Raw genomic sequence first — 13,147 nt, 5'->3', positions numbered from 1 at the left:
CGACAGTAGCCACGGTCTACTAGTCGTTAGAAAACAGCTAACAGCAGCGTTCGGTCGGTGAGCGTTCGATTCCGGATGAGTCAGCAGCTGAGTGGGTTGCGGCCGAGCTTACATCGCGCCGCCCATGCCACCCATGCCGCCCATGCCACCCATGCCGCCGGGTGCGCCACCTTCGTCACCGTCGCCCTCAGTCGAGAGATCGCCCGCGGCGATGATGTCGTCGATCTTCAACACGAGGTTCGCGGCCTCGGTGGCAGACGACAGCGCCTGCTCTTTGGCGTGGGCCGGCTCGACGATGCCCGCCTCGTAGGTGTCCTCGACGGAGCCGGTGAAGGCGTTCAGACCTGCGTGGGCGTTCCCGCTTTCGTGTTCCGCACGGAGATCGACGAGCAGGTCGATCGAATCGAGCCCGGCGTTCTCGGCGAGGACGCGGGGGACGAGTTCGAGCGAGTCGGCGAATGCCTCGACGGCCAGCTGCTCGCGGCCGGAGACCGAGTCGGCGTAATCGCGGAGTCGGGAGGCGATCTCGACTTCGGGTGCGCCGCCGCCAGCCAGCACACGACCGTCGGAAACGGTCGTCGAGACGACGTCGATGGCGTCGTTGATCCCGCGTTCGAGCTCGTCTACGACGTGGTCGGTCGAGCCGCGAAGCAGGAGCGTCACGCCGTGGACCTCGTCGCCGGTGCCCTCAACGTAGAACAGCTCGTCTTCCTCGTCGCGGCGGACCGATCCGTTGCCGAGATCGTCGGCCGTCACGGAGTTGACGTCGGAGACGACCGAGCCACCGAGGACGTTTTTGAGGAACTTGATGTCGGACTTCTTGGTTCGGCGGATCGCCAGCACGCCCTCTTTGGCGAGGTAGTGCTGGGCGAGGTCGTCGATACCTTTCTGACAGAAGACCACGTCAGCACCGCTGTCGACGATCTTCTCGACTTTCTGTTTGAGCTGTTTTTCCTCCTGGTCGAGGAAGTTCTGGAGCTGGTCGGGGGTCTCGATCGAGACCTGGGTGTCGACGTCGGCCTCTTCGATCTCGATGGCCTCGTTGAGCAGCAGCGTGTCGGCGTTCTCGAAGTTCGTCGGCATGTCGCCGTGGACCGCGTCCTTGTCGATGACTGCGCCGACCAGGAGGTCGGATTCCCCGGCCGAGCGGCCGGTCTGGGTCTCGATGTTGACGTTTTCGAGGTCGACGACGTGGCTGCCGTCGTCGGCTTCGACGGTGACCTGCTGGACCGCACGGACGACGAGATCCGCGAGGACGTCCTTTTCGAGCTCCGCGCCCTTGCCGGTCATCGAGGTCTCAGCGACCTTCCGGAGGAGTTCCTCGTCGTCGGGATCGACGGGTTCGGCGATGTTGTCGACCTCCTCGCGGGCCTTCTCGCTGGCGAGGTGGAAGCCCTTGATGATCGCCGTCGGGTGGATCTCCTGCTCCAGGAGGTCCTCGGCGTTCTTCAGGAGTTCGCCGGCGATAGCGACGGCGGTCGTCGTCCCGTCGCCTGCCTCGTCTTCCTGTGTCTCGGCGACCTCGACGATCATCTCGGCGGTCGGGTTGTCGATATCCATCTCGGTGAGGATGGTGACACCGTCGTTGGTGATGGTGACATCGCCCATCGAGTTGACGAGCATCTTATCCATCCCCTTTGGTCCGAGCGTGGACCGTACGGCCTCGGCGACCGACCGGGCCGCGGAGATGTTGTACTGCTGGGCGTCCTTATCCTGGACGCGCTGAGAATCCTCTCCGAGAATGATCATCGGCTGACCTTGCTGCATACGCTGACTCATAGTACACCCGACTGATTGTTTGTGATTCTATATAAATCTTTTGGACACAGGAGGAAAACACATCGGCAACACGGCAGGCGAGACTGCTCGAAAACACACAGAGGGCTGTATGATTTGGGAATTTCATGTGGTCCGATAACACACAGCTATATTCGATCTCTGTGGACCGCTTTGCCGCTTTTATATGTGCGGCTACTGGCAGGAAGTCGACGGCTACGCGGCGGTGTGGCTACTATAGTCGACGGCTACTGTGGGGGTTCCTGGAGCCTGACCGAAAGCTCAGCCGCTGTTGGCACTGTCGCTCGGCTACGGATCGAAATAAAAAGGACGAGGCTATGCTTCGAGCTCACTCGGATCGGTCAGGAATTCGCTGTCGACACGATCAGGTTCCGGCGGCTCGCTCCGCTCTCCCAATAATTCTCGCTCGCGAGCGTTCAGTTTCGACTCTAGCTGTGCGAGCTTGTTACGGCCTTTCCGTTCGCGGCCTGCTTTCGTGTCTGGCATTGTCAACCGTGTCAAAGACACCCATAGATATGAAGCTTTCCCTGTCGACAATTGTTCACATACACCTCTCGTGAGTTGATAGTTGTTAGAAACCGTCTTCGGCCCTGGCAGCAATTACAGCGCGACGAAACGCGCTGCTTGTGGTTGTTGGTCCGAAAGCAACGCCAGAACAGGGATTTGAACCACGGTCACTCCGCTCGTTTCACTCGCTTCGTTCCCTGATTCAAATCCCTGTTAGTCACCGTGTCACGGATCAGCAGTGATCGCGGCGCGATGAAACGCGCCGCTGGTGTTTGCTGATCCGTCAGAAACGCCAGAACAGGGATTTGAACCCTGGATCCCAAAGGGAACACGCTTTCCAGGCGTGCGCCTTACCACTCGGCCATTCTGGCTCATGCGTTGATAGCCCGCTGGCGATTTTAAGTCCTTCCCTTCGCGGCCAGCCGCGGCTCGACCACATACGAGACCGTACCGACAGTGGTTTCGACCACTAACCCAATGGCGATCATGCCGATATATCCCGTCGGGAGCGCACCGATCAGCAGGCGATATCCCTGGGCTCCGACGAGGAACGTCAGCGTGCCGACGACTCCCCACAGCAGGCTCGATTTGGCGACCGGTCTCACGGCTCCAGGATGGCGACGGCCTCGATCTCGACGTCGACGCCCTTCGGGAGCGCTCCCGCTTCGACGGCGCTTCGGGCCGGTGGCTCGGCGTCGAAATACGTGCTGTAGGTCTCGTTCATCTCCTGGAAGTCGTCGATATCGGCCAAATAAACGGTCGTCTTGAGGATTGCGCTCGCATCGAGATCCTCGGACTCCAGGATCGCAACCACGTTGTCCAGTGCCTGTGCGGTCTGCTTGGCGATCGACGCTCCATCGAGCAGCTCGCCGTCGGGCGTCAGTGGAATCTGGCCTGCCGTATACAGCGTCGACCCGTCGGTCGTCGCCTGACTGTAGGCCCCGACGGCTTCCGGTGCGTCGTCCGTACTGATCGTCCGTTTCATACCCGTGATTGTCACACTGGCAGCATAAGTCCCCGTGGATCGGTTCGTTCACCGACCTCTCGGCGCAGCTGAAAAACCGTTATTCGAGTCGCCACCGCATGATAAACCATGGCAATCACAACCGACGAGCAGTCGATGTCAGTCTGTCGGCGGTGTGGCTACACGGCGATCTCGGGGAGCGACGAGTGGAACCGGATCAGCGCGCCACCGTTCGGGCGGATGACCCAGTGTCCCGAGTGTGGGAGTACGGACGTGACTAACCGACAGTAGGAAGCGCCTACTGTTGGACCTCGACCTCGTAGCCGTTCGATCGAAGCTCGGCCAGTAGCTCCGCAGCGTGCTGTTGGCCGTGGGTCTCCAGTTCAATCTCGACTTCGGTGTCGCTCATCCCGATCTCTCGGGAGGTCCGCTCGTGGTGGATCGCGTAGATATTGGCCTGCTGATCGGCGATGATATCGATCAACCCCTGCAGTGCGCCGGGCTGGTCTTTGAGAACGGTCGTGATCTTCAGATACCGGCCCATCTGGACCAGTCCACGGAGGATCACCGTCGTCAGGACGTTCATGTCGATGTTGCCGCCGCAGAGCGCGGGGACGATCACCTCCCCCTCGCGGTAGTCGAACCGCTCTTCCAGCAGTGCCGCCAGCGCGACCGCTCCCGCGCCTTCGACGAGTGCTTTGCTCCGCTCTAACAGCAAGGTAAGTGCCAGGGCGATCTCCTCGTCGGAGACCGTGACGACCTCGTCAACGCGCTCCTGGATTACCTCGAACGTCCGCTCGCCGACAGATCGGGTGGCGATCCCGTCGGCCACGGTATCGACGCTCTCCCGGGTGTAAATTTCGCCTTTCTCCAGCGATTCGACGACGCTCGAAGCACCCTCGGCCTGCACACCAATGATTCGCACGTCCGGGCGCTGGGTCTTGATCGCGGTCGCGATGCCCGAAATAAGCCCCCCGCCGCCGATGGGGACGACGACGGTCTCAACCTCGGGCCGTTGGTCGAGGATTTCCAGTCCGATGGTTCCCTGTCCGGCCATGACGGCCTCGTCGTCGAAGGCGTGGACGTAGGTTCGGTCCTCGGCGGCCTCGATCTTGTGGGCCCGCGCCTGTGCCTCCTCGTAGTCGATCCCATGGAGGACAACCCGGCCCCCGTACCGTCGGGTCGCTTTCACCTTCGAGATCGGCGCGTGTTTCGGCATCACGATCGTCGAGTCCACGCCCGCCCGCGTGGCGGCCAGTGCGACCCCCTGGGCGTGGTTGCCTGCGCTGGCGGTGACGACGCCAGCCTCCCGTTCGGCCGCCGACAGCGTGGCGATCCGGTTTATCGCTCCCCGAATCTTGAACGAGCCGGTCCGCTGGAAGTTCTCAAGCTTGAGAGAGACCGCTGCCCCGGTCCGCTCGGAGAACGGATGGGAGTACTCCAGTGGCGTCTCCCGAGCGACAGCCGACACCCGGTCTACGGCCGCTTCGACCGCTGACAGCGAGAGCATACACGCACTCGTCGGAGCGACGGCTAATGGATTTCGGTGGGTATGGAAAGGGAATTGGGGAATGCACGCGTGTGACGTGCAACTGGAATAATGGACCGGGAGTATAAAAACGTACGGCACGCGGAGTGAAAGTAAAAAACGCACGACAGCGAGGGGGTGATCGGCACCGTCTGACGGTCGTCAGTCAGTAGTCATCTACTGCTGGCTCAGCCGTTATCCGAACGGGGTGTGTCTCCAGATACGCCCTCACTGATCGGGTGAAACTGTCGGCGTCGGGCCAGCCGACATCCGGTTCGACGCCGATCTTCGATGGTTCCCCGACATAGACGGCCACAGCCTCGACATCGAACGCCGAGTGGTCGGCGTCATTCTGGTCGAGGACATTCGTTTCGGAACTGCGAGCGGACCGCAACGGGACCGTGACTCGACAGTAGAGCCCGCGGTCGACGCCCTCGTAGCGGTCGAGCCGATCGAGTTCCGGCGTCGAAAGCAGCCGACCGGTCACCTCCCCACCGGGAACCAGCGTCGGATACCGGCCGTCGACGCGCTGGAGGCCGTGACAGACGGCCGACGGGCCGAAGGTGAACTCCGTCAGCAGCGCCGAGACTTGCTCGCGGTCGGTCAGCGTGCCATACACGAATACGACGGTCACGATAGCGCCTCGGTCGAGACACCCAAAGGGACTGTGATTCCCTCGCAGAAACGATCGGTAGGGACCACCTACGTTTCATCCAATTGGTCTCTGTAGATGGCTTTTTGTTCATCCGGGAGAGAGTCCCCACAGATGAAACGCCTCCCGCTCGTGATCGCTGTCCTCCTGGTCACGACCGTTATCGGTGTTGGTGTCGGTCTTCCGTCGGGTGGTGTCGACGGCGAGCGACAGGCCGCCTCCGTCGACGCCCAACCGTCGTCTCAGCCCCAACTGAGCGACGCGAACCCTTCCCAACTGAGCGATACGATGGGAGCCGACACCAATGTAACGAATACCGTGGCGATTCCGGCCGGAGAGATCGAGCGAAGCGACCTCCGGCGACAGTACGCCGATCTGGGTCCCGCCGCCGAGTTCGATACCGATCTCACAACCGATCGTCTGGCGACCCGGACCATCGAACACGAACTCGACGCATTGGCCGCCGACGAACGCGGCGAGCGGATCGCTGCGGAACTCAACGCGGTTGAGACGGAGATCGACGCCCTCGAAACCCGCGAGCGGACAGCGATACGCGAATTCAGTCGGGAGGAGCTCGCTCCCCGGGAGCTGCTGATCGAACTGGCAACGATCCATCTCGAGGCGGCAACCCTCAGAGACCGGACGGATATGTTGGAGTCCCAGGCGTCGACGCTCGATGGAGAGCCGATCTCCACGAGTCGTCTCCAACGGATGGAATACGATCTCCAGATGCTCGAAGGCCCGCTCCGGGCCCACGTGGTGTCGGTGCTTCGCGCGGAGCGACCTGCCGACCGGATTCTGATCGAAACCAGCGATACATCGATCACGATGGCAGCGATCGACAACGAGCAGTACATCCGTGAAGTCAACCGAAAACCGCTCCGTGGCACGGGCGACAGTCAGCTCACTCCTGAACGGATCGAAGAGCTCACCACAGAGCGGTATCCGACCCTCTGGGAGCAATCAACGAGTTGGAGTACCGACGGACTGGAATCGGTGTTTGTGATGTCGGTGAGCTTCGATCAGGGTGAGCTTCGAACGTTCACCGATGGGCCGACCGAGCGGACGTTTATCGAACACCAGCGACTCCCGCTCGACGATGTCATCACCGGCTCCGAGACGACGAAAGTTCAGGACGGACTCAACGTAACCGTCGAACAGACCTACGCGGGCGGTCCGCTTCGGCTCACTGTCACCGACGCGGAGACCGGCGAACCGCTCGAAGCCACCGTCACCGTCGGCCAAGACGGCCAGGAGAGTCAGACGGTCGGCACGACCAACGCCGACGGTGCCCTCTGGACGCTCAGCCCACGAGCGTCCTTTACGGTCACTGTCTTGGGTGAAGACACCTCCGCGGCGTTCGTCGACATTACGCCACCGGCGCCGGAAACGGTGACGTCCGGCCAGTAGTCGGCGACTATTTTTATACGAAACCGCAGCCAGCCCGCCGTATGTCGTGGTTCCCACAGCCTCCAGCGTATCGTTCCTCCCAGTCGACCCGAGGGAGCGCCCCCGTCATCGGCGGGCTGTTAGTGGTCGCCCTGACGGTCATCCTCGCGACGGTCGTCGGCACGGCCATGCTCGGCGGTGCTTCGACGCCCGAGCCAGCACCCACCGCGGTCGTCGACCTCACCGTCGAGGGCGACACGCTGCGGTTCACGCACGAAAGCGGCGAGCCGCTGGATGTCCGGACGCTCTCGGTGCGGATCGTCGTCGACGGCGAACCGCTCGACGAGCAGCCGCCGGTGCCGTTCTTTTCGGCCTCGGGGTTCGAACCCGGTCCAACTGGTCCCTTTAATACGGCGAGCGATCCGCAGTGGTCGGTCGGCGAGACGGCGAGTCTGACCGTTGCGAGCACGAACAGCCCACAGCTCGAACCGGGATCGACCGTCTCGGTTCGGCTCACAACTGACGCGAAAACGGTCATCAAAACCGAAACACAGGTTTGAGCCGCATTCGATGCGACACCGGCGGCTCGACTGTCCTGTCTACTCTTCGGGCACGGTCGCAACGGTCGTGATCGCTTTCGGGCTCCCCTGGCTGGCCTGTTGAATGTGGTGTTCGAACTCGGTATAGCCCGCCTCGGTGAACATCCGGTCGGCCTCGCTTTCGTCGTAAAACAGCATGATGGCGTCGGCGAGCTTCTGCATTAGCACCGAGTTCGGGTAGTCGGGACCGACCACCAAGACCCGGCCGCCGGGTTTCGTGACGCGACGAAACTCTTCGAGGGCGTCGACGGGGTTCGGCCAGTACTCGATGGAGCCCGAGGACCACAAGTGATCGAACGTGTTGTCGGCAAACGGGAGGCGTTCGGCATCGCCGCGGTGGAATTTGACATCGCCGTGTTTGCCGAACTTGGCGAAGGCCTTCTCCATCTGGTGGATCGACTGGTCGAGACAGTAGACCTCGTCGGTCTGCTGGAGCAGCCCCTCGGTGGCAAAGCCGGTGCCGCTGCCCACATCCAGGACACGATCGCCCTGTTGGATGGCGAGCCACGAGAGTGCCTCATCGCGCATCGCCTCGTTCCAGATGAAGGGGTTGATCGTGTCGTACACCTGCGAGAGATACTTGTAGAACAGGCGGGCCCGAGCCTTGTTCTCGAGGAGTCCCATGTCGGTATCGACTACGGGCGGCCGGACAATAACGGTGCGGTTTTCTGATCGTTCACGCCCGCCGAGGGACGGTCCAGCGGTCGGACGGTTCCGCAAACACCTTATACGCCGATACTGCACATTCGAACGATTAGTGAGTATGCCGAGACCAGACGTTCTCAAAGAGATCAAGGAGGCCGAAACGCGGGCCGACGAGATCATCGCGGAAGCCGAGTCTGACCGTGAGGAGCGGATCGCCGAGGCCAGACAGGAAGCCGACGAGATCCGAGAGTCCGCCCGGGAGGAAGCCGAGGAGCGAGCAACCGAACGCCTTGCGGAGGCCGAGAAGGACATCGAGGCCAGCCGCGAGGACCTCCTCGAAGAGGGCGAAGAGACCCGCCAGGCGCTCGTCGACGACGCCAGCGACCGGATCGACGACGCCGTGGACCTCGCCTTAGAACGATTCGAGGAGGCCGTCGATGCTCAGACCTGAACGGATGAGCAAGGTCTCGGTGGCCGGCTCCAAACGCGTCCTGGAGCCGACCATCGAGGCGGTCCACGAGCTGCGGCTGCTCCACCTCTCGGAGTACGACGAATCCTGGGAGGATTTCGAGCTCGGACGCTCCCTGGAGGGCTCCGAGGACGTAAACGAGAAGCTCGTCACCGTTCGGGCCCTCGAAAGCATCCTCAACGTCTCCGAGGAGGACGCCGACGAGGAGATCCTCATCGACGACGAAATGCTGGCCGCCGAGCTTGCGAGTCTCCAGGAGACGGTCAACGAGCTCGACGACCGACGCAGCGAGCTCCGCTCGAAGCTACGGGAACTCGACGAGGAGATCGAGGCCGTCGAACCCTTCGCCGACCTCGGGATCGATCTCGATCTGTTGGGCGGCTACGATTCGCTCGTCGTCAGCGTCGGAGAGGGTAACCGCGAAGCCATCGAGTCGACGCTCGCCGAAAGCGAGGGGATCGACACCTTCGAAATTATGTCGGGCGGTCGCACACACGCGATCTTCGCCAAACCGACCGCCGACGCTGGTGACGAGGTGCTGGCCGATTCGCTCGTCGGCGTCGAGTTCGCCACCGTCCCGGTGCCTGAGGCCGAGGCAAGCCCCGCCGACTACGTGGCTGAACTCGAAGAACGGAAAGCGTCGGTTCAGTCGGACCTCGAAGCCGTTGAGGCCGAACTCGACGAGATCAAAGCCGATCAGGCGAGCTTTCTGCTGTCCGCCGAGGAGTATCTCTCCATCGAGGCCCAGAAGAAACAGGCCCCGCTGTCGTTTGCGACGACCGACAACGCCTTCGTCGCCGAGGGCTGGATTCCCACGGGTCGCTACGAGGAATTCGAGTCGACGCTCACCGCGGCCGTCGACGGGCCCCTCGATATCGACGAGATCAAGCGGGCCCAGTTCAAGTCCAACGGCGACCACCACGTCGAGGACGCCGAGCCGGAGTCGCCAGCCGGCAGCGATTCCCCGGCGGTCGAGGAGCCGGCTGCCGCCGACGGCAGTGGCGAGCCCGAAGAGGCACGGGCAGATGGCGGTGTCGTAACCGTCGACGACGAGCCGCCGGTGGTCCAGGACAACCCCCGCGGCTCGGGGGTCTTCGAGGTGCTGGTCGGCGCGGTCGCCAAACCGAAATACTCCGAGTTCGACCCGACGTTCCTCGTGTTCCTGACGTTCCCGCTCATGTTCGGCTTCATGATCGGCGACGTCGGCTTCGGGCTGCTCTACATGGCGATCGGCTACTACCTCTATGCCAACTACGATGGCGGCCTCAGCGACATCGGTGGCGTGGCTATCTGGGCTGGCGGCTTTACGGCCTTCTTCGGCATCCTCTACGACGAGGTCTTCGGGCTCCACCCGCTGTCGGAGCCGATGTCGACGTATCTCGGCCTACCAGTCCTTCATAAGGGACTGAAACCCGAGTACGCCGAGTGGGCACTCGCATGGTTCGTCGTGAGCGTGCTGATCGGGGTCGTCCACCTCAATCTCGGCTACATCCTCTCGTTCATCGAGGACTTCGAGATTCACGGGTTCAAAGAGGCGCTCTTAGAGAGTGGCTCCTGGATCCTGATGCTCAACGGCTTCTGGCTGTTCGTATTCAGTGATCTGTTCGGCGGAGCCAAACCCGAGTTCCTCTTTACGGCCTTCAGCGGCGCGCCGTTCCCCTTCGGGTTCGAGGGCTTTTCGCTCCTCGTCGGGCAGGTCGGACTGGTGGTCACCGGAGTCGGGTTCGTGTTGCTCGCACTCGGCTCCTGGATCGAGGCCGTCGAGTTCCTCAACATCCTGGTGAACGTGCTGTCCTACACGCGTATCGCCGCGGTGCTGCTCGCCAAGGCCGGGACCGCCTTCGCGGTCAACCTGATCGTCTTCGGGGCCTACAACGACGGTGGCAACTACCACTTCATCTTCCTCAGTGATGGGATTCCGGAAGGCGCAGAGGTCATGTTCGGCGGGCTCATGCCCGGCGGCACGCTCGGCATCATCGGCGGACTGCTCGTGTTGTTGGTTGGCCACTCGGCGGTGCTGGCCCTCGGCGTGACGAGCGCAGGCCTTCAGGCGGTGCGCCTGGAGTACGTCGAGTTCTTCGGGAAGTTCTACGAGGGCGGCGGCCGGTCGTACCTCCCGTTCGGCTACGATCGCACCTACACGACGACCGACGAGTAGTCGGTTCGACCACCCTGTTTCGGTCGGCGCGTCGTTTCTGTTTTCTCCGCACATTTGGAGTGAGAGCGACTCGCATGAATCGGCCGTTATCGGCCGTATAGCAGGTTTCGATCAACCGTTTTGGGAAGCTTTATGATGGGCCTGAAGGCAAATAGAAACTGTTCGGCTACAAGCCAACGCAATCACCGCGAGACATAAAATATGAGTTTGGAACTTGCATCAGAGTTTGGCAACGTTGTACTACAAGCTGGAGAAGCAGGCGGCCCGGCACTCAGCGAACTGGGTGCGGCGGCGATCGCCGTCGGCCTTGCGGCGTTCGGTGCAGGCTACTCCCAGCGAGCGATCGGTGCAGCCGCCGTCGGCGCAATGGCTGAAAACGAGGACCTCTTCGCGCGGGGACTGATCCTGACTGTGCTGCCCGAGACGCTCGTTATTCTCGCGCTGCTGGTCGTCATCCTCCTGCTGTAAGCGACGCGACCCTTTCAACCAATGAGTTTGGAACAAGTCAGAGACGACATTGAAAAAGAGGCCCGCGCGCGTGCGGATGAGATCCGCGCCGAGGCCGAGGAACGCGCCGACGAGATCATCTCGGCAGCCGAGGCCGACGCCGAGGAGATCAAAGCCGCCCGCAGCGAGGAGGTCGACGCCGAGATCGCCCAACGGCGCGAACAGGCGCTTTCGAGTGCGAAACTCGAAGCCAAACAGCAGCGGCTCGAAGCCCGCCGGGACGTCCTCGAAGAGGTCTACGAGGAGATCGAGGACGCACTGGTCGATCTCGACGACGAGACCCGCGAGCGGCTGACCCGCAGTCTGATCGCCAGCGCGGCCGAGGAGTTCGACGACCACGACGCGGTCGTCGTCCACGGTCGGGCCGACGACGAGGCGCTCATCGAGGGGATCATCGAGGAGTACGACGGCTTTTCGGTCGGCGATCCCACCGACTGCCTCGGCGGCGTGATCGTCGAAAGCGAGACCTCACGTGTTCGGGTGAACAACACCTTCGACTCGATGCTCGATTCGGTGTGGGACGAGCATCTGAAGGAAGTGTCGGCCCACCTGTTCGAACAATGAGTACGACCGGTAGCTCGAACCCGGAGTACGTCAACGCCCGTGTCCGTGCGCGACGGGCCGCACTGTTCAACGACGACGAGTACCGCAAGCTCGTGCGGATGGGTCCGGCGGAGATCGCCCGCTACATGGAGGAATCGGAGTACAAACGCGAGATCAACGAGCTCGGCTCTCGACACAGCGGCGTCGATCTCATCGAGTACTCGCTGAACCGGAACCTTGCCAAACACTTCAACGACCTGTTGGGGTTTTCGGAGGGCCGGATCTACGATCTGATCGCCCGCTATCTCCGGAAGTTCGACGCCTGGAACATCAAGACGGTGCTCCGTGGCGTCTACTCGGAGGCGAGCCGCGAGGAGATCGACACCGACCTGATTCGGGCCGGTGAGTTCGACGAGTCGTTCATCAACCGGCTGTTGGAGGCCTCGACCATCGAGGACGTGATCACGACTCTCGATGGAACGATCTTCGGTGACCCGCTCGAAGCGGCCTTCGAGGACTTCGAGGAAACCGGCGTGTTGGTGCCGCTCGAAAACGCGGTCGACCGCACCTTCTACGAGGAGCTGCTGGCCGACCTGCCGTCGAGCGAACCGATCGACCTCTACCGGGAGTTCCTGGAGGCCGAGATCGACTTCCGCAATGCACGAAACGCCCTGCGGTTGGCCCGCAGTGGGACGGATATCGATCCCGCCGACTACTTCATCGAGGGGGGTCAGCTGTTCAAGGCTCGGGAGCTGGACGCGCTGGTCCAGGACCCCGAGCAGCTGCTCACCCGGATTCGGGACAGCAGCTACGGCCGTGAGCTCTCGGGGCCGCTGGACGAACTGGAGGCCGCAGACAGCCTCATCGAGTTCGAACACGCCCTCGAATCGGTGCTGTTGAAATACTCCCGGCGACTCGGCAACGTGTATCCGCTGTCGATCTGTCCGATCATCGCCTACATCCTGATGAAGGAACGCGAGGTCGAAAACATCCGTGCGATCGCTCGCGGCCGTGAGGCCGGACTGAGCGAGACGGAGATCGAACAGGAGCTGGTCATCCTATGAGTCAGGAAATAGCCGTGATCGGCAGTCCGGAGTTCACCACCGGCTTCCGGCTGGCTGGCGTCCGCGAGTTCGAGAACGTCCCGGCCGACCAGAAGGACGAACAGCTCGACGCCGCCGTCGAGCGCGTCCTGGAGGACGACGACGTGGGTATTATTGTCATGCACGACGATGATATGGAGTACCTCTCGCGGCCCCAGCGGAAGGCCGTCGAGACCAGCGTCGAGCCGACGCTGGTTACCCTTGGCGGGGGCGCTGGCAGCGGTGGACTGCGCGGACAGATCAAACGAGCCATCGGAATCGATCTGATGGAGGACGAAGACTAACT

16 protein-coding genes and 1 tRNA gene are annotated in these 13,147 nt (G+C 62.3%); 9 read left to right on the top strand and 8 right to left on the bottom strand.

All coding sequences use genetic code 11. The features are described from left to right. Positions 1–108: 108 nt before the first annotated feature. The 5 genes from thsB to NO877_RS16480 all read right to left on the bottom strand — a co-directional run bounded on the left by thsB (position 109) and on the right by NO877_RS16480 (position 3,289). Positions 109–1,749 (bottom strand): thermosome subunit beta, encoded by a 1,641-nt coding sequence (gene thsB / locus NO877_RS16500; protein ID WP_256397543.1) that lies wholly within the window; start codon positions 1,747–1,749, stop codon positions 109–111. A gap of 363 nt (positions 1,750–2,112) precedes the next feature. After that, complete coding sequence (locus NO877_RS16495; RefSeq protein ID WP_256397451.1) at positions 2,113–2,283, bottom strand: hypothetical protein; 171 nt, start codon at positions 2,281–2,283, stop codon at positions 2,113–2,115. A gap of 311 nt (positions 2,284–2,594) precedes the next feature. Continuing rightward, positions 2,595–2,675: transfer RNA gene (locus NO877_RS16490), tRNA-Ser, on the bottom strand. Between the two features lie 27 nt (positions 2,676–2,702). Further along, the gene (locus NO877_RS16485) at positions 2,703–2,909 is read right to left on the bottom strand and encodes a DUF7981 family protein (RefSeq protein ID WP_256397450.1); all 207 of its coding nucleotides are present in this window, start codon (positions 2,907–2,909) and stop codon (positions 2,703–2,705) included. Continuing rightward, entirely contained in the window at positions 2,906–3,289 is a 384-nt protein-coding gene (locus tag NO877_RS16480) for a Rid family detoxifying hydrolase (protein WP_256397449.1), read from the bottom strand. The genes NO877_RS16485 and NO877_RS16480 overlap by 4 nt, the downstream gene beginning before the upstream one ends. A 108-nt stretch (positions 3,290–3,397) precedes the next feature. Between NO877_RS16480 and NO877_RS16475 the strand changes: the two genes are divergently transcribed. Further along, positions 3,398–3,559: a hypothetical protein gene (locus NO877_RS16475; RefSeq protein WP_256397448.1), complete on the top strand. Its 162-nt coding sequence runs from the start codon at positions 3,398–3,400 to the stop codon at positions 3,557–3,559. Between the two features lie 7 nt (positions 3,560–3,566). On the opposite strand, the gene ilvA is transcribed toward NO877_RS16475, so the two are convergent. Next, positions 3,567–4,778 carry a threonine ammonia-lyase gene (ilvA, locus tag NO877_RS16470; RefSeq protein ID WP_256397447.1) on the bottom strand — a complete coding sequence of 404 codons (1,212 nt, stop codon included), beginning with the start codon at positions 4,776–4,778 and terminating at the stop codon, positions 3,567–3,569. 184 nt (positions 4,779–4,962) lie between these two features. Further along, positions 4,963–5,430 (bottom strand): gamma-glutamylcyclotransferase family protein, encoded by a 468-nt coding sequence (locus NO877_RS16465; protein ID WP_256397446.1) that lies wholly within the window; start codon positions 5,428–5,430, stop codon positions 4,963–4,965. A gap of 132 nt (positions 5,431–5,562) precedes the next feature. Here NO877_RS16465 and NO877_RS16460 point away from each other — a divergent pair, with 132 nt between their 5' ends. Together NO877_RS16460 and NO877_RS16455 are read left to right on the top strand one after the other, a co-directional pair. Next, positions 5,563–6,858 (top strand): DUF7096 domain-containing protein, encoded by a 1,296-nt coding sequence (locus NO877_RS16460; RefSeq protein WP_256397445.1) that lies wholly within the window; start codon positions 5,563–5,565, stop codon positions 6,856–6,858. A 41-nt stretch (positions 6,859–6,899) separates the two neighbouring features. Further along, positions 6,900–7,397 (top strand): type IV pilin domain-containing protein, encoded by a 498-nt coding sequence (locus tag NO877_RS16455; RefSeq protein ID WP_256397444.1) that lies wholly within the window; start codon positions 6,900–6,902, stop codon positions 7,395–7,397. Between the two features lie 39 nt (positions 7,398–7,436). Here NO877_RS16455 and NO877_RS16450 read toward each other — a convergent pair whose 3' ends face one another. After that, positions 7,437–8,060 (bottom strand): methyltransferase domain-containing protein, encoded by a 624-nt coding sequence (locus NO877_RS16450; RefSeq protein WP_256397443.1) that lies wholly within the window; start codon positions 8,058–8,060, stop codon positions 7,437–7,439. A 139-nt stretch (positions 8,061–8,199) separates the two neighbouring features. Here NO877_RS16450 and ahaH point away from each other — a divergent pair, with 139 nt between their 5' ends. The 6 genes from ahaH (at position 8,200) to NO877_RS16420 (ending at position 13,145) form a co-directional block, all read left to right on the top strand. Continuing rightward, positions 8,200–8,532, top strand: coding sequence for an ATP synthase archaeal subunit H (gene ahaH, locus NO877_RS16445; protein ID WP_256397442.1), 333 nt, complete (start codon positions 8,200–8,202; stop codon positions 8,530–8,532). After that, positions 8,519–10,708 carry a V-type ATP synthase subunit I gene (locus NO877_RS16440; RefSeq protein ID WP_256397441.1) on the top strand — a complete coding sequence of 730 codons (2,190 nt, stop codon included), beginning with the start codon at positions 8,519–8,521 and terminating at the stop codon, positions 10,706–10,708. The genes ahaH and NO877_RS16440 overlap by 14 nt, the downstream gene beginning before the upstream one ends. Before the next feature lie 201 nt (positions 10,709–10,909). Beyond that, positions 10,910–11,176, top strand: a complete 267-nt coding sequence (locus NO877_RS16435) for a F0F1 ATP synthase subunit C (protein ID WP_256397440.1) — start codon at positions 10,910–10,912, stop codon at positions 11,174–11,176. A 21-nt stretch (positions 11,177–11,197) separates the two neighbouring features. Beyond that, entirely contained in the window at positions 11,198–11,779 is a 582-nt protein-coding gene (locus NO877_RS16430; protein WP_256397439.1) for a V-type ATP synthase subunit E, read from the top strand. Further along, positions 11,776–12,822, top strand: coding sequence for a V-type ATP synthase subunit C (locus NO877_RS16425; RefSeq protein WP_256397438.1), 1,047 nt, complete (start codon positions 11,776–11,778; stop codon positions 12,820–12,822). The genes NO877_RS16430 and NO877_RS16425 overlap by 4 nt, the downstream gene beginning before the upstream one ends. Continuing rightward, a complete protein-coding gene (locus NO877_RS16420; RefSeq protein ID WP_256397437.1) occupies positions 12,819–13,145 on the top strand; it encodes a V-type ATP synthase subunit F in 327 nt (108 codons plus the stop codon). Before NO877_RS16425 ends, NO877_RS16420 begins: the two co-directional genes overlap by 4 nt. Positions 13,146–13,147 lie beyond the last annotated feature (2 nt).

Source organism: Halohasta litorea, assembly GCF_024494645.1.
Classification (GTDB): Archaea; Halobacteriota; Halobacteria; order Halobacteriales; family Haloferacaceae; genus Halohasta; species Halohasta litorea.
Note: the sequence above shows the minus strand (reverse complement) of the source record. Positions and strands in the feature narration are given on the sequence as shown.